We start from the raw sequence: 16,375 nt of genomic DNA, 5'->3' as shown, positions 1-16,375 counted from the left end.
CCTTATCTGGCGGGCGTTACAACCTGAAACACTTTGTTACCGCGACGGGTCATTAATTCGCCCACAATGGCCTCAACGGTTTCAACACGGATGCGGTCTCGTGTGCCAAGTGTGAGCGGACGCGAAGCGCTGCGAGCCAGTCGGTCACGTACCGAAGCCCTTCCGAGGGGCATCCCTGTTGGAGTCGTTTCCGGCCCCCCGCCGGATTCGGTTTCATCTTTGGTCTCCTCGCGCTAACCCCGTAGCGTGTGGTTTTTAGCGGGCTAATAAGCCCGCTTTTTTTCGTCCATCGAAAGCGCAACGGCCCGCAGGCCGCCGCGTTTTTCCCGCCTTCATGCCACACTACGCGGTCTTCTGCACGTCGAGCTTCAGCTCCTCGATCATCCGGTCGCGCATCACGAATTTCTGCACCTTGCCCGTCACCGTCATCGGCAGCTCGTCGACGAAGCGGATGTAGCGCGGGATCTTGTAGTGCGCGATCTGCCCGTTGCAAAACGCACGCACGTCGTCCTCGGTCATCTGCTCGTCCGCGCGCAGCACGATCCACGCACACAGCTCCTCGCCGTATTTCGCATCGGGCACGCCGAATACCTGCGCGCTCTGAATCTTCGGATGCCGAAACAGGAATTCCTCGATCTCGCGCGGATAGACGTTCTCGCCGCCGCGAATCACCATGTCCTTCAGCCGGCCGACGATGTTGCAGTAGCCGTCCGCATCGAGCGTCGCGAGATCGCCCGTATGCATCCAGCCGTCCACCAGCACCTCGCGCGTCTTCGCGTCGTCGTCCCAGTAGCCGAGCATCACCGAATAGCCCTTCGTGCACAGCTCGCCGGTTGCGCCGACCGGCACGATCTCGCCGTTCGGGTCGACGATCTTCACCTCCAGATGCGGCTGGATGCGGCCGACCGTCGTCGTGCGCTTTTCGAGCGGATCGTCCGTCGAACTCTGGAACGACACGGGGCTCGTTTCCGTCATCCCGTACGCAATCGTGATCTCCGACAGGTGCATCTGCGACACCACGCGCTTCATCGTCTCGATCGGGCACGGCGAACCAGCCATGATCCCGGTGCGCAGCGTCGACAGGTCGAATTTCGCGAACTCGGGGTGATCGAGCTCCGCGATGAACATCGTCGGCACACCATGCAGCGCGGTGCAGCGCTCGTCGGCCACCGCCGCGAGCGTCGCGACCGGGTCGAACGCCTCACCCGGAAACACCATCGCCGCGCCCTTCGACACGCACGCGAGCACCGCGAGCACCATCCCGAAACAGTGATACAGCGGCACCGGGATGCACAGCGTGTCCTGTTCGGTGAAGCGCATCGCCGCCGCGATCGAGCGCCCGTTGTTGACGACGTTGCGATGCGTGAGCGTCGCGCCCTTCGGGCTGCCGGTCGTGCCGCTCGTGAACTGGATGTTGATCGGCTCGCTGGCCGCGAGCGTCGCGCCGATCGCATCGAGCAGCGCGGGATCGACGGCCTGGCGGCCGCGCGCCATCACGTCCGCGAAGCGGAACATGCCGGCCGGCACGACGTCGCCCATCGACACGACCGTGCGCAGGCTCGGCACGCGCGCCGCATGCAGCTCGCCCGGTGTCGCGCTCGCGAGCTCCGGCGCGATGGTCTGCAGCATCTCGACGTACGCGGACGTCTTGAAGCGCTCGGCGGCGATCACGGCCTTGCAGCCGACCTTGTTCAGCGCGTATTCGAGCTCCGACAGCCGGTAGGCCGGATTGATGTTGACGAGCACGGCGCCGATCCGCGCCGTCGCGAACTGCGTGAGCAGCCATTCGCTGCGGTTCGGCGACCAGATGCCGACGCGATCGCCCTTCACGATGCCGAGCGAGGCCAGGCCGGACGCCAGCACGTCGACCTCGTTCGCGAACTCGCGCCAGGTCCAGCGCACCTGCTGCTCGCGGAACACGACGGCCGGACGATCGGGAAAGCGGCCCGCCGTGTCGAGCAGGAACCGGCTGATCGTCGCTTCGGAGAGCGGTACGTCAGTCGTGCCGCGTACGTACGACAATCCGTTTTCGGGCGCGATCAGCGCCTCCACGCCAAGGTCTGCTGCCATGAATGTCTCCGTCCTTTTGGTCTGGTCGGCCTACGCACTTCCGGCGCCCGCCTCCGCCGCGAAATCGCGACGGACGGCCTCGACACAGATGATGACGCGCGCGGCTGACGACACTCTGACAGCAAATCGCGGCGGACGGATGAAATAGCACGACCGGACGGAATGATCCGGCCCGCAAAAATCAGACGAACACGACGGACGAAAAAAAAGCAGCCCGAAGGCTGCTTTCTTTCGCGGGATACGCGGCGCGGCTCAGTGCCGGCTGCGAATCTTCGCCAGACGCTGGATCGCCTCGAGCTGCGCCATCGCGGTCGCAAGCTCGGATTGCGCCTTCGCGAGGTCGAGATCCGACTTCGCGTTCTGCAGCGTTTCCTCGGCACGCTTGCGTGCTTCCTCGGCTTTCGCCGCGTCGAGGTCCTTGCCGCGGATCGCGGTATCGGCGAGCACCGTCACGGCGCCCGGCTGCACTTCGAGAATGCCGCCCGCGACGAACACGAATTCGTCGTTGCCGCCCTCGACTTCGATGCGCACCGCACCCGGACGAATCCGCGTGATCAGCGGCGTGTGGCCCGGCAGAATACCCAGCTCACCCGTTTCGCCCGGCAGCGCGACGAATTTCGCCTCGCCCGAGAAGATCTGCTCTTCCGCGCTGACGACGTCTACTTTGATGGTTGCCATATCGACTCCTGTCGACGAGTGCGAACGCCTCACGGCGCCTGCCCTCGTCCCATGCACGGCGGATTGAGCGTATTGCGGTCGGCGCGGCCGGCCCGGTTACCGGTCAGTGAAGACCGGCACCCCGGCCAGCACGCGCCGTGCGACTCACTCGAATCCTTACGAGATCTTCTTGGCCTTTTCGAAGGCTTCGTCGATCGTGCCGACCATGTAGAACGCCTGTTCCGGCAGGTGGTCACACTCGCCGTCGACGATCATCTTGAAGCCGCGGATCGTTTCCTTCAGCGGCACGTACTTGCCCGGCGAGCCCGTGAACACTTCAGCAACGTGGAACGGCTGCGACAGGAAACGCTGGATCTTACGAGCGCGCGCGACCGACAGCTTGTCTTCCGGCGACAGTTCGTCCATACCCAGAATCGCGATGATGTCGCGCAGTTCCTTGTAGCGCTGCAGCGTTTGCTGAACGCGACGGGTGATCGAGTAGTGCTCTTCACCGATCACGTTCGGGTCGATCTGGCGCGACGTCGAGTCGAGCGGGTCGACCGCCGGGTAGATACCCAGCGAAGCGATGTCACGCGACAGAACGACGGTTGCGTCCAGGTGGCCGAAGGTCGTAGCCGGCGACGGGTCGGTCAAGTCGTCCGCAGGGACGTACACGGCCTGGACCGACGTAATCGAGCCCTTCTTGGTCGACGTGATGCGCTCTTGCAGCTTGCCCATTTCTTCAGCCAGCGTCGGCTGATAGCCCACTGCCGACGGCATACGGCCGAGCAGTGCCGACACTTCGGTACCGGCCAGCGTGAAACGGTAGATGTTGTCGACGAAGAACAGCACGTCGAGGCCTTCGTCACGGAAGTGCTCGGCCATCGTCAGGCCGGTCAGCGCGACGCGCAGACGGTTGCCCGGCGGCTCGTTCATCTGGCCGTACACCAGCGCGACCTTGTCGAGAACGTTCGAGTCCTTCATTTCGTGGTAGAAGTCGTTCCCTTCACGGGTACGCTCGCCCACGCCCGCGAACACGGAGTAACCACCGTGTTCCTTCGCGATGTTGTTGATGAGCTCCATCATGTTGACGGTCTTGCCCACGCCAGCACCGCCGAACAGGCCAACCTTGCCGCCCTTTGCGAACGGGCAGATCAGGTCGATAACCTTGATACCCGTTTCGAGCAGTTCGGTCGACGGCGACAGTTCGTCGAACGCCGGAGCCTTCTGGTGGATCGAACGCGTATGTTCGCTTTCGATCGGGCCGGCTTCGTCGATCGGACGGCCGAGCACGTCCATGATCCGGCCGAGGGTCGGCTTGCCGACCGGCACCGAGATCGGCTTTGCCGTGTTCTTCACGGTCAGGCCGCGGCGCAGGCCGTCGGATGCACCCAGACAAATGGTGCGGACCACGCCGTCGCCCAGCTGCTGCTGGACTTCGAGCGTCAGTTCCGAGCCATCGAGAATAAGCGCGTCGTAGATCTTCGGCATGCTGTCGCGCGGGAATTCCACGTCGATAACGGCGCCGATGCACTGTACGATCTTGCCTTCTACCAAAGCAGCAGTACTCATCGCTTTTCCTTTAAATACCTGATTCTTTACTCGCGCAAAGGCGCAGTTGTCGTCCGTGGCGCGCGCTTAAACAGCAGCTGCGCCGCCGACGATCTCCGACAGTTCTTTCGTAATCGCGGCCTGACGGCTCTTGTTGTACACGAGCTGCAGTTCGCTGATCACCGTCTTCGCGTTGTCGGACGCGGCCTTCATCGCGACCATGCGCGCCGATTGCTCGGACGCCATGTTTTCCGCGACGGCCTGGTACACCAGCGCCTCGACGTAACGCACGAGCAGTTCGTCGACGACTGCCTGCGCGTCCGGCTCGTAGATGTAGTCCCACGACGTGGCCGGCGTACCGTCATCGGCTTCGAAGTGCTCCGACGACAGCGGCAGCAGCTGCTCGATCACGGCTTCCTGCTTCATCGTGTTGACGAAGCGCGTGTACGCGATATAAACGGCCGACAGCTTGCCTTCCGAGTACAGGTCGAGCTGCGTCTTCACCGCGCCGATCAGCTTGTCCAGATGCGGGGTGTCGCCGAGGTGCACGACCTGCGACATCACCTTCGCGCCGAAGCGGTTCAGGAACCCGAGGCCCTTGCTACCGATTGCGGTAGCTTCGACCTTCTGGCCCTTCTCTTCCAGCTCCTTGAACTTCTGCACCGTCGCACGCAGCACGTTGGTGTTCAGTCCGCCGCACAGACCCTTGTCCGTCGTGACGAGGATGATGCCGGCCGTCTGCGCGCCGTCGTTCGCCACCATGAACGGGTGGCGGTACTCCGGGTTCGCGCGGCTCATGTGCGCGGCGATGGCACGGACCTTGTCCGCATACGGACGAGCGGCGCGCATGCGTTCCTGCGCGCGGCGCATCTTCGATGCGGCCACCATCTCCATCGCCTTCGTGATCTTGCGCGTGTTCTGCACGCTCTTGATCTTGCCGCGAATTTCCTTCATTCCAGCCATAGCTTGCTCCTTGACCGAAGCGGCGCGGGCGCATCAGCACCCGCGCGGCCTCAGTGTGTCACTCGCGGATCAATAGGCACCGGACTTCTTGAAGGATTCGATCGCCGAGCGCAGTGCGCCTTCGTCGTCCTTCGAGAGATCCTTGGTGTCTTCGATGCGCTTGATGAGGTCAGCGTTGCTGGTCTTCAGGCTTTCGCGCAGGCCCTTCTCGAACGACAGCACTTGCTTGACGTCGAGGTCGTCGAGGTAGCCGTTGTTCGCGGCGTACAGCGACACGGCCAGTTCCCACACCTGCAGCGGCTGGTACTGCGGCTGCTTCAGCAGTTCCGTCACGCGGCGGCCGCGCTCGAGCTGCTTGCGGGTCGCTTCGTCGAGGTCCGACGCGAACTGCGCGAATGCGGCCAGTTCACGATACTGCGCGAGGTCGGTACGGATACCGCCCGACAGCTTCTTCACGACCTTCGTCTGAGCGGCGCCACCGACGCGCGACACCGACACGCCGGCGTTGATTGCCGGGCGGATGCCTGCGTTGAACAGGTCGGTTTCCAGGAAGATCTGGCCGTCGGTAATCGAGATCACGTTCGTCGGAACGAACGCGGTCACGTCGCCAGCCTGCGTTTCGATGACCGGCAGTGCCGTCAGCGAACCGCTCTTGCCCTTCACTTCGCCGTTCGTGAACTTCTCGACGTACTCTTCCGACACGCGAGCCGCGCGCTCGAGCAGACGCGAGTGGAGATAGAACACGTCACCCGGGTATGCTTCACGGCCCGGCGGGCGGCGCAGCAGCAGCGAGATCTGACGGTATGCCCAGGCTTGCTTGGTCAAGTCGTCGTAAATGATCAGCGCGTCTTGGCCACGGTCGCGGAAGTATTCGCCCATCGTGCAGCCGGCGTACGGTGCGAGGTACTGCATCGCTGCCGAATCCGAAGCCGAAGCGGCGACGACGATCGTGTATTCCATCGCGCCCGTTTCTTCGAGCTTGCGAACCACGTTCATGATCGACGAAGCCTTCTGGCCGATCGCGACGTAGATACAGATCAGGTCCTTGCCCTTCTGGTTGATGATCGCGTCGAGCGCCACCGCGGTCTTGCCGCACTGACGGTCGCCGATGATCAGCTCACGCTGGCCACGGCCGATCGGCACCATTGCGTCGATCGACTTGATGCCCGTCTGCACCGGCTGCGACACCGACTTACGCCAGATCACGCCCGGGGCGATCTTTTCGATCGCGTCGGTCAGCTTCGCGTTGACCGGGCCCTTGCCGTCGATCGGGTTGCCGAGCGCATCGACCACACGGCCGACGAGTTCCGGACCAACCGGCACTTCGAGAATGCGGCCCGTCGTCTTGACGATGTCGCCTTCCGAGATGTGTTCGTATTCGCCGAGAATCACCGCGCCGACCGAGTCGCGCTCGAGGTTCAGCGCGAGGCCGAACGTGTTGCCCGGAAACTCGAGCATTTCGCCCTGCATCACGTCCGACAGGCCGTGGATACGCACGATACCGTCGGTCACGGAGATCACGGTGCCCTGGTTGCGAACGTCTGCGCTCGCTTCAAGGCCCTGGATCCGGCTCTTGATCAGCTCGCTGATCTCAGAGGGATTGAGTTGCATTATTCGCTCCTGATAGTCAATTCTGTTGCGTGCCGGCGTGGCGCTCAGGCGGTCAAGGCTGCCTGCATCGATGCGAGGCGCGCGCGAACCGAGGTGTCGAGCACTTCGTCGCCGACCGTCACGCGCACGCCGCCGATCAGCGACGAATCGACTTCGACCGTCGGTTTCAGCTTGCGCTTGAACTTGCGCTCGAGGCCCGAGACGAGACTCTCGAGATCCGCGCCGTTCAGCGGGAACGCGCTCACGATCTCGGCGTCGGCTGCACCTTCACGTTCGTTCTTGAGCGCCTCGAACTGCTCGGCGATTTCCGGCAGCAGCGCGATGCGATGATTGTCGACCAGCATCTGCACGAAGTTCTTCGCTTCAGCGCCAGCCGCGAGCGGCGACTTCACCGCAACAAGCAGCAACTCGGCTACTTGCGTGCGCGTCACCTTCGGGCTCGACGCGACCGACAGGACTTCCGGCAGACGCGCAACCTGGGCCAGCTCTTGCACGAGCGTGGACCAGGCGGCGATGTCACCGCCCTCGGCCACGCGGAACAGCGCTTCTGCGTAAGGGCGGGCGATGGTTGCAAGTTCGGCCATGATCAGAGCTCGGCTTTCAGTTGATTCAGCAGTTGGGCGTGGGCCGTTTGATCGACTTCGCGCTTCAGGATCTGCTCGGCGCCCTTCACGGCCAGCGTAGCGACTTCGCCACGCAGCGCTTCGCGCGCCTTCACGATTTGCTGTTCTGCTTCCGCCTTCGCCTGGGCGATGATGCGGGCGGCTTCAGCCTGGGCGTTGGCCTTGATTTCCTCGGCGACCGCCTGGGCACGCTTTTCGGCGTCGGCGATGCGCTGCTGGCCGTCATTGCGGGCCTGCGCGAGTTCCTGGTCCACGCGCTTGTGCGCTGCGTCGAGTTCTGCCTTGCCCTTTTCGGCGGCGGCGAGGCCGTCGGCGATCTTCTTCGAACGTTCGTCGAGGGCGTTGATCAACGGCGGCCACACGAATTTCATCGTGAACCACGCGAGGACCAGGAACACGACCATTTGCGCAAACAGAGTTGCGTTGAGATTCACGGTGTTTCCTTATCTGCTATTCCGGAAAAATGAAACGGTAAGGCGCTCATCGAGTTGCATTCGATCAGCGCCCCAAGTCTCCGTTCCGCCCTGCGCCGGCTTGCGCCGGACGCATATTTCCGAGGAACCTTAGCCTGCGAGCTTCGACAGGAGCGGGTTCGCGAACGCGAACAGCATTGCAACACCCACGCCGATCAGGAATGCCGCGTCGATCAGACCAGCCAGCAGGAACATCTTCGTTTGCAGCGGGTTGATGAGTTCCGGCTGACGTGCGCAGGCTTCGATGTACTTACCACCCATCAGCGCGATACCGATACAGGCGCCGATTGCACCCAGGCCGATGATGATGCCGATACCGATGGCGGTCAGACCCTGGATGTTGGCGATGTAAGCTTGCATGATCACTCCTTTGTGAAAAGACTTGGAACTGAGATTTAAAAAACTAAAACGGAAACTCTTTCTTGCACGCCGCGCTTAGTGCTTGTCGTGCGCCTGGCCGAGATACACCAGCGTCAGCATCATGAAAATGAATGCCTGCAACAGAACAATCAGAATGTGGAAGATTGCCCAGACGCTACCCGCGATCACATGACCAATGAAGCCGAGGAACGTTGCGTCGCCACCGAAGCTCCACATGCTGCCGAGCAGGGCGATCAACAGGAACAACAGCTCACCCGCGTACATGTTGCCGAACAGCCGCATACCGAGGGAGACGGTCTTCGCGAGATATTCGACGATGTTGAGCGCGAGGTTCGGGATCCACAGCAGCGGGTGGGCGCCAAACGGTGCCGACAGCAGCTCATGCACAAAGCCGCCCGCGCCCTTGATCTTGATGCTGTAGTAGATCATCAGGACGAACACGCCGAGCGCGATGCCGAGCGTGCCGTTCAGGTCGGCCGTCGGGACGATGCGATGGTGGGAAATCACGTCCGACAGACCGAGCCAGCCGATCACGCGGCCCGGCAGGTCGACGGGGAGGAAGTCGAGGGAGTTCATCAGCGCGACCCACACGAACACCGTGAGCGCGAGCGGAGCGATGAAGGTACGATTGCCGTGAACGATGGCCTTCGATTGGTCTTCGACCATCTCGACGAGCATCTCGATCGCGCACTGGAAACGGCCCGGCACGCCCGACGTCGCCTTGCGGGCAGCCAGACGCAGCACGAGGATCGTCACGATGCCGCAAACGATCGACCAGAACAGCGTGTCGAGATTCCAGACGTGGATGTCGAAAATCGACGTCTGATGCGAGGTGGAGAAATTCTGCAAGTGGTGCGCAATGTACTCGGACGGATCCGGACCGCGCGTGCCTTCGCTAGCTGCCATATCGTTAATGCCACCCAAATTGTCGAAAATCGTTTTGCCAGTTCCGCAACACGCTATTGCGGGAACGGGCCGGTGCGGTTCTTGTCGAAACCGCACGCTGCTTGTTCCTTACCGCCAGGCCAGCGCGATCCAGTACGTCTTCAGCACGACGAGGTACGTGACGAGGAACGGCACCCAGCGCACGCCGGCCCAGCCGAACGCCACTGCTGCGAACATCCCGATCGTCAGGCCGAGCTTCAGGGCTTCGCCCATCACCCAGCCCATCACGGTGGCCGAGCCACCTGCCTTCAGTCGTGCCACGAACAACGCACTGGGCACCCAGCCAATCGCTCCGCCCAGAAACGCGGATTGCGCAGCGGCACCCGGCGACTTCGAAAACAGCCACCACGCCAGCGTTGCAACCAGGGACAGAACCACTTGCGCGAATACCACCTTATAGGGAGTCACGCGCGAGGGCTTGCTCACGTTCGGGCCGAACAGCTTTTCGGCTTCTGCCCGAGTGAGCGGAACGATGTTGTTATCTTGCTGCTCGGCATCCCAGTCATCATCGAATTCGCGCCGCTCGCCGGCCGCTGAAGCGGTGCGTTGCGTGCGCTGATCATCGTGCCTGTCGTGCGGCGCCTGACCCGCCATCGCAATCTTCCGCAAAATCCTTGAACCCGGCCCCAAGCTTTCTGAAAGCTTTCAGGGGTGCCTAGCTAACAAATCCGGGCGATTGTAAGCGATAGTTGCAAGTGATTCAAGGCTTTAGACGCGACAAAAACCTGCGTAAAACGACGCCTCATCATGTGAAAAAACACGCGATTCGACGACGTACGATGACAGTTGTAAGGTCGCTTTTTGGCGCCGGTATTTCTTGCTCGAAAAAATCCGGCGACGAGGAAATGGCGAGGAAACGATGCCCGGTGCGGGCGCAGGCGGAGCGGCACGATCACCATCCAAGATCCACGCTGTGACGCAGCTCCGGCCCCGGGCCCCGCTCGATACGCCAAGCAGACGAAACACTGTGGTCGCCCGGCCGCACCGGTTGCGCGAAATTGGGACCGACGCTGACGCACCGAACCATCCAATCAGTTGTCATGCCACCACAGTCGATCGACTGTGGATTGCCGCACTTATCAACAGCCCACACACCCGCGCGAATGCTGCGCACCCTCCCCGCCACCCGAATGGCACGCCTGTGCCATGCACACCCGCATCGCTCAACCGTGAACGAGCAGCCATGCACCGAGTGCCGCGCTTGCGAGCGCGAACGGAATCGAGACCAGGTGGAACGGCAGCCACATGCGCGGCTCCTTCGCGAGACGCACCGCGATCAGGTTCGCAAGCGAGCCGATCGCGAAACCGAATCCGCCGACCGATACGCCGAACGCGAGCGCGCGCCAGTCATGCGTGAACTCGGACAGCAGGATCGCGGCCGGCACGTTGCTGATGCCTTGCGACAGCACGGCACCGGCCGCAAAGATGCGCAGCGACGAATCGAGGCGCGCATGCGCAATCGCGTCATGGATGACGGGCAGCGCAGCCGCGCTGCGCAACACGACGAACATCAGCACGAAAATCAGGAGCAGCAGCCAGTCGATCTTAAGGACTGCGTCACGTTTTACGACAAGCAGCATGATCGCGACGGCAACCAGGCCCGGCAGCGGATGGTGTGCATCGGCGAGCAGCACGAATGCCGCGAACAGCACCGCCGCGATCAGCGCGTGCATGCGTTGTACGGGAATGGCGACGACGTCGCCGGATAGGTCGAGCGGCTTCGCGCGAAATGCGCATGCAGTCAGCACGAACAGCAGCGCCATCAGCGCGATCGCGAGCGGCCCGAGCGTGACCACGAAACGGCCGAACGACACGCCGCTCAATTGCCACAGGAAAAGATTCTGGGGATTGCCGAGCGGCGTCGCGACGGACCCCGCATTGACGGCCAGCGCGACGACGATCACGAGCCGCCGGAACGGCAGCGGTGTCAGCGCACGCAGCGACACCATCAACGGCACGACGACGAACAGCGCGACGTCGTTGGTGAGCCACATCGACAGCAACGCGGCGAATCCGACCAGCAGCATCGCCAGGCCGCGTTCGGAGTGCACGTGATGCACGATGCGGTGTGCGAGCCACATCAGGCAGCCGGACAGCTCGAGCGCCTTGGTCAGCATCAACAGGCCCGCAAGCGTCGCGACCGTCTGCCAGTCGACGCGATCGGCCAACACGGACAATGGTTGCGGACGCACCCATTGCAGCAGGATCAGGCCCAGCGCGAGCACCGATAGCACGGGCTCCTGCGCAAGCCATCCGAGCCACCTGCGCGGCGCCGGTGCGCCCGTCTCCTCCATTGGCCGCCCGTTACTCTTCGGTTGCAACGTTGCCGCGCAGCCGCGCGAGAATGCCTTCGAGCGCATCGAGGTTACCGAAGTCGATCAGCACCTGCCCTCGCCCGCGGCGGCCGAGCTTGATCTTCACCGTCGACGCGAGCAGGTCGGACAACTCCTCCTCGAGACGGCGCGTATCGCGGCCGCCGTCGTCCTTCGCGCGCGCCTTCACGGCCGGCGCTTCCTTCGTTGTGTGCGAGACGAGCTTCTCCGTCTCGCGTACCGACATGCGCTTGTTGACGACCTGATGGGCGAGCGTGATCTGCGTGGCAGCATCGACGGCGAGCAGTGCGCGCGCATGCCCCATGTCGAGATCACCGGCCAGCAGCATCGTCTGCACCGGCGAGGCCAGGTTCAGCAGGCGCAGCAGGTTCGACACCGCGCTGCGCGAACGGCCAACCGATTCGGCCGCCTGTTCGTGCGTGAAACCGAACTCGTCGAGCAGGCGCTGGATACCGTGCGCTTCTTCAAGCGGGTTCAGATCCTCGCGCTGGATGTTCTCGATCAGCGCCATCGCCGCGGCGGCCTGATCCGACACGTCCTTCACGAGCACCGGCACTTCATCGAGGCCCGCCAGGCGCGCCGCACGGAAACGGCGCTCGCCTGCGATGATCTCGTATTTGTCTGATGAAATGGGCCGTACCAGGATCGGCTGCATCACGCCCTGCGCGCGAATGCTCGCCGCGAGCTCCTGCAGACTGCCCTCGTCCATCCGCGTCCGCGGCTGGTACTTGCCGGCCTGCAGCTTGCCGAGCGCGAGCGTGTTCGGTGCACCTTCGATCTTCACCGCTTCGGTGATATCGGCACTGCCGCCGAGCAGCGCTTCGAGGCCACGTCCCAAGCCCTTCTTCTTTGGTACCGCGTTCATGTCTTTCTTCCTCGCTTCGCTCATGTCCGGATCACGACACCTCGAACGCGCGAACGCGGTCGATCATCTCGGCACCGAACTGGAGATACGCTTGCGCACCACGCGAGTTGCGGTCGAACACGACGCCCGGCAGCCCGTAACTCGGCGCTTCCGCCAGGCGCACGTTACGCGGAATCACCGCGTCGAACACCTTGTCGCCGAAGTGCGCTTTCAGTTGATCGGAGACTTGCTGCTGCAACGTGATGCGCGGATCGAACATCACGCGCAGCAAGCCGATGATCTTCAGGTCGCGGTTCATGTTCGCGTGAACCTGCTTGATCGTGTTGACGAGATCCGACAAGCCTTCCAGCGCGAAGTATTCGCACTGCATCGGGATCACGACGCCGTGCGCCGCGCACAGCCCGTTCAGCGTCAGCAGCGACAGCGTCGGCGGGCAATCGATCAGCACGAAGTCGTATTCGTCGGCCACGTGCTCGAGTGCTGCCTTCAGCCGGCGCTCGCGGTTGTCGATGTTGATCAGCTCGATCTCGGCACCGGACAGCTCGCGGTTCGCGGGCAGCACATCGTAGGTGACGCCGTCCGGGCGGATGCGCGCGTCGGTCACCGAGACGCCGTCAACCAGCACCTCGTACACGGTCGCTTCGCAAGCAGCCTTGTCGATCCCGCTGCCCATCGTCGCGTTGCCCTGCGGGTCGAGATCGATCAGCAGGACTCGTTGCTCCTGCGCTGCAAGGCTTGCGGCGAGATTGACCGATGTCGTCGTCTTGCCGACGCCCCCCTTCTGGTTTGCAACGCAGAAGATCTTTGCCATCGTTGGTGTGTTCCCTTTACCTTCAAACAAACGGCGCGCTACTGCGCGCCTGCCCTTCAATTCGCTTCGTCGACGGCCACTTCGATCAGATGCCGTTCGGCATCGAGCATCGGCACCGCCAGCCGTATCGTCTGCTTCACGCGGCTACCTTCCGGCAATCGCGCAATCTCGTCGTCCGGATGGACCCCCTTCATTGCCCAGATCGATCCGCCCGGCGCGACCAGATGTCGGGCAAGTTTAACGAAGTCGGACAGATCCGCGAAAGCGCGGGATACGATCATGTCGAATTTTTCCGGCACTTCGACACCCGGCTGCAGCGATTCGACCCGCCCGGTGACCACCGACAGGTTCGCGAGCTTCAACTCCGCGCGCATCTGAGTCTGGAATGCAGACTTCTTCTGTACGATATCGTTCAGCGTGATTTGCCAGTCCGGCTCGATGATCGCCAGCACGATACCGGGCAAACCGCCGCCCGAGCCGACGTCGAGCACGCGGGCCGATGCCCGGCCACGCAGATGCGAGACGATGGAGAGCGAATCGAGAATGTGCTGGATCAGCATCTGCTTCGGGTCGCGAATCGCCGTCAGGTTGTAGACCGCGTTCCACTTGCCGAGCAGCGCGACGTAGTCGAGCAGCTGGTTACGTTGTGCATCCGTCAGTGCGAGGTCGAGCGCCGTCGCGCCTTCGACGAGCATCTGTTCCAGTACGTCCCGATTAACCGCCGGCGCGCGACGCGCCGTCATTGTTGCGTCGGGACGACGCCGTCCCCCTGCTCCGTTGCCGCTTCGGCAGTGCCCTTACGGCGGCCCAGGCCACGGCGCTTCAGGTGCACCATCAGCAGCGAAATCGCCGCCGGCGTGACGCCCGAGATGCGCGACGCCTGCCCGATCGTCTCCGGCCGGAACTCGTTGAGCTTCTGGCTCACCTCGAACGACAGGCCGCGGACTTCGCGGTAATCGATACCGTCCGGCAGGCGCGTATTCTCGTTCGCATCGTTGCGCTCGATCTCGGAGGCCTGGCGCTCGATATAGCCCTGATACTTGATGCCGATCTCGACCTGCTCCTTGATCTGCTCGAGCAGCACCGGATCGTCGGTCAGCGGCTCTGCGGGGCCACATTCGCCGCCCTTCAGCCCGCACACGCCGTCGTAGCTGATACCCGGACGGCGCAGCAGCTCGGCGAGGCTGTATTCGTGATCGATCGCCTTGCCGAGGAGCGCGGTCGCCTCTTCCGGCGGCAACGTCTTCGGCGTGACCCACGTCGACTTCAGGCGTTCGGTTTCACGTGAAACAGCGTCGCGCTTCCGGTTGAATGCATCCCAGCGCGCGTCGTCGACGAGCCCAAGTTCACGGCCGATCTCGGTCAGGCGCATGTCGGCATTGTCTTCACGCAGGCTGAGACGATACTCGGCGCGGCTTGTGAACATTCGGTACGGCTCTGCCACGCCACGCGTCACGAGATCATCGACCAGTACGCCAAGGTAGGCCTGGTCGCGGCGCGGGCACCATGCGTCCTTCTCCTGCACGTAGCGGCCCGCATTGAGGCCGGCCAGCAGACCCTGCGCGGCCGCCTCTTCATAGCCGGTCGTCCCGTTGATCTGACCCGCAAAGAACAGCCCGTTGATCGCCTTCGTCTCGAGCGACGCCTTCAGCGCGCGCGGGTCGAAGTAGTCGTACTCGATCGCGTAGCCAGGGCGCAGGATATGCGCGTTCTCGAGGCCGCGCATCGAGTGCACGAGCTCAAGCTGGACGTCGAACGGCAGGCTCGTCGAGATCCCGTTCGGGTAGAACTCGTTGGTCGTCAGCCCTTCCGGCTCCAGGAAGATCTGGTGCGATTCCTTCGATGCGAACCGGTGAATCTTGTCCTCGATCGACGGGCAATAGCGCGGCCCGACGCCTTCGATCACGCCTGTATACATAGGCGAGCGGTCGAGACCGCCACGAATGATGTCGTGCGTGCGTTCGTTCGTGTGCGTGACCCAGCACGGCAGCTGTTGCGGATGCTGCTCCGCGCGGCCCAGAAACGAGAACACGGGGACCGGATCGAGATCGCCCGGCTGTTCGGTCAGCTGCGAGAAATCGATCGAACGGCCATCGATACGCGGCGGCGTACCGGTCTTCAAGCGGCCCTGCGGCAGCTTCAGCTCCTTCAGGTGCGACGACAGCGACACGGCCGCCGGATCGCCCGCGCGACCGCCCGTGTAGTTGTTCAGGCCGACGTGGATCTTGCCGTCAAGGAACGTACCGGCGGTCAGCACGACCGCGCGGGCGCGGAAGCGGATGCCGATCTGCGTAACGGCGCCCACCACGCGGTCGCCTTCGACCATCAGGTCGTCGACGGCCTGCTGGAACAGCCAGAGGTTCGGCTGGTTCTCGAGCCGGTGGCGGATCGCAGCCTTGTACAGGATGCGATCGGCCTGCGCACGCGTCGCACGCACAGCCGGGCCCTTCGACGAATTGAGGATCCGGAACTGAATGCCGCTCTCGTCCGTCGCGGCCGCCATCGCGCCGCCCAGCGCATCGACCTCCTTGACCAGATGGCCCTTGCCAATGCCGCCGATCGACGGATTGCAGCTCATCTGCCCAAGTGTTTCGATGTTGTGGGTCAGCAGCAGTGTCTTTGCGCCCATGCGGGCGGACGCCAGCGCCGCTTCGGTGCCGGCATGGCCGCCACCGACGACGATGACGTCAAATTCTGTGGGAAAAAGCATGGTGGATTCCGTACGCAGGACTGCGCACGAACCTATCTGAGAAATGTATGGGCCGAATTATAGCGGGTTCGCTTTTCACCCGAAGGCTATCCGAATGGTAGGGTCTGAGCATTTCGTCGATTTTTTGGCGGCGGCCCGATGAATCCGTGGTTCAAAGCCCCTTCTGCAAAGCTTCCGGCCCGGCCGCCGCACATCGATGCGCCTGTACAGAGAGCCATTTGTCCGGAAATTTCACGTTGAACATACAACCCGCTCGAGGCCTGTGCCTCACCCAACACCTCGGACGAAATACCCTGTGCAACCACACCCACCCTCTTCCTCACAGAATTTTCGTCGGCTCGTTCGACACTTATCCCCTGTGACGCCGCACATCGTCGGCCTG

The 16,375-nt window shown here is 63.0% G+C and carries 15 protein-coding genes; all 15 read right to left on the bottom strand.

From position 1 onward, the window contains the following. Window positions 1-342 precede the first annotated feature (342 nt). The 15 genes from ACPTTC_RS00550 to mnmG all read right to left on the bottom strand — a co-directional run bounded on the left by ACPTTC_RS00550 (window position 343) and on the right by mnmG (window position 15,993). Window positions 343-2,070 (bottom strand): AMP-binding protein, encoded by a 1,728-nt coding sequence (locus ACPTTC_RS00550; RefSeq protein ID WP_423391262.1) that lies wholly within the window; start codon window positions 2,068-2,070, stop codon window positions 343-345. A 252-nt stretch (window positions 2,071-2,322) separates the two neighbouring features. Further along, window positions 2,323-2,748 (bottom strand): F0F1 ATP synthase subunit epsilon, encoded by a 426-nt coding sequence (locus ACPTTC_RS00545; RefSeq protein WP_006477288.1) that lies wholly within the window; start codon window positions 2,746-2,748, stop codon window positions 2,323-2,325. A gap of 156 nt (window positions 2,749-2,904) precedes the next feature. Then, window positions 2,905-4,299 (bottom strand): F0F1 ATP synthase subunit beta, encoded by a 1,395-nt coding sequence (gene atpD / locus ACPTTC_RS00540; protein ID WP_014895501.1) that lies wholly within the window; start codon window positions 4,297-4,299, stop codon window positions 2,905-2,907. Between the two features lie 66 nt (window positions 4,300-4,365). Continuing rightward, window positions 4,366-5,241 carry a F0F1 ATP synthase subunit gamma gene (gene atpG / locus ACPTTC_RS00535; protein WP_057927954.1) on the bottom strand — a complete coding sequence of 292 codons (876 nt, stop codon included), beginning with the start codon at window positions 5,239-5,241 and terminating at the stop codon, window positions 4,366-4,368. 69 nt (window positions 5,242-5,310) lie between these two features. Next, window positions 5,311-6,852, bottom strand: a complete 1,542-nt coding sequence (gene atpA, locus ACPTTC_RS00530) for a F0F1 ATP synthase subunit alpha (protein ID WP_011350525.1) — start codon at window positions 6,850-6,852, stop codon at window positions 5,311-5,313. A 44-nt stretch (window positions 6,853-6,896) separates the two neighbouring features. Beyond that, entirely contained in the window at window positions 6,897-7,436 is a 540-nt protein-coding gene (locus ACPTTC_RS00525) for a F0F1 ATP synthase subunit delta (RefSeq protein WP_175969824.1), read from the bottom strand. A gap of 2 nt (window positions 7,437-7,438) precedes the next feature. Then, on the bottom strand, window positions 7,439-7,909 hold the full coding sequence (locus ACPTTC_RS00520; protein WP_039351436.1) for a F0F1 ATP synthase subunit B: 471 nt from the start codon (window positions 7,907-7,909) through the stop codon (window positions 7,439-7,441). A 129-nt stretch (window positions 7,910-8,038) separates the two neighbouring features. After that, window positions 8,039-8,308, bottom strand: coding sequence for a F0F1 ATP synthase subunit C (gene atpE / locus ACPTTC_RS00515; protein WP_006482730.1), 270 nt, complete (start codon window positions 8,306-8,308; stop codon window positions 8,039-8,041). A gap of 75 nt (window positions 8,309-8,383) precedes the next feature. Then, window positions 8,384-9,235 carry a F0F1 ATP synthase subunit A gene (atpB, locus tag ACPTTC_RS00510; RefSeq protein ID WP_175969823.1) on the bottom strand — a complete coding sequence of 284 codons (852 nt, stop codon included), beginning with the start codon at window positions 9,233-9,235 and terminating at the stop codon, window positions 8,384-8,386. 108 nt (window positions 9,236-9,343) lie between these two features. Then, window positions 9,344-9,868: an ATP synthase subunit I gene (locus ACPTTC_RS00505; RefSeq protein ID WP_423391261.1), complete on the bottom strand. Its 525-nt coding sequence runs from the start codon at window positions 9,866-9,868 to the stop codon at window positions 9,344-9,346. Window positions 9,869-10,437: 569 nt separating this feature from the next. Next, window positions 10,438-11,568: an SLC13 family permease gene (locus ACPTTC_RS00500; RefSeq protein WP_226199215.1), complete on the bottom strand. Its 1,131-nt coding sequence runs from the start codon at window positions 11,566-11,568 to the stop codon at window positions 10,438-10,440. Between the two features lie 10 nt (window positions 11,569-11,578). Beyond that, window positions 11,579-12,472 (bottom strand): ParB/RepB/Spo0J family partition protein, encoded by an 894-nt coding sequence (locus ACPTTC_RS00495; protein WP_011546803.1) that lies wholly within the window; start codon window positions 12,470-12,472, stop codon window positions 11,579-11,581. Between the two features lie 31 nt (window positions 12,473-12,503). Continuing rightward, window positions 12,504-13,283 carry a ParA family protein gene (locus tag ACPTTC_RS00490; RefSeq protein WP_175969819.1) on the bottom strand — a complete coding sequence of 260 codons (780 nt, stop codon included), beginning with the start codon at window positions 13,281-13,283 and terminating at the stop codon, window positions 12,504-12,506. 56 nt (window positions 13,284-13,339) lie between these two features. Continuing rightward, complete coding sequence (gene rsmG, locus ACPTTC_RS00485) at window positions 13,340-14,026, bottom strand: 16S rRNA (guanine(527)-N(7))-methyltransferase RsmG (protein WP_423391260.1); 687 nt, start codon at window positions 14,024-14,026, stop codon at window positions 13,340-13,342. Then, window positions 14,023-15,993, bottom strand: coding sequence for a tRNA uridine-5-carboxymethylaminomethyl(34) synthesis enzyme MnmG (mnmG, locus tag ACPTTC_RS00480; RefSeq protein ID WP_423391259.1), 1,971 nt, complete (start codon window positions 15,991-15,993; stop codon window positions 14,023-14,025). The genes rsmG and mnmG overlap by 4 nt, the downstream gene beginning before the upstream one ends. Window positions 15,994-16,375: the final 382 nt, after the last annotated feature.

The organism is Burkholderia mycopellens (assembly GCF_964265025.1).
Taxonomy (GTDB): Bacteria; Pseudomonadota; Gammaproteobacteria; order Burkholderiales; family Burkholderiaceae; genus Burkholderia.
The sequence above is the reverse complement of the archived record's forward strand: the minus strand, read 5'-3'. Positions and strand labels throughout refer to the sequence as shown.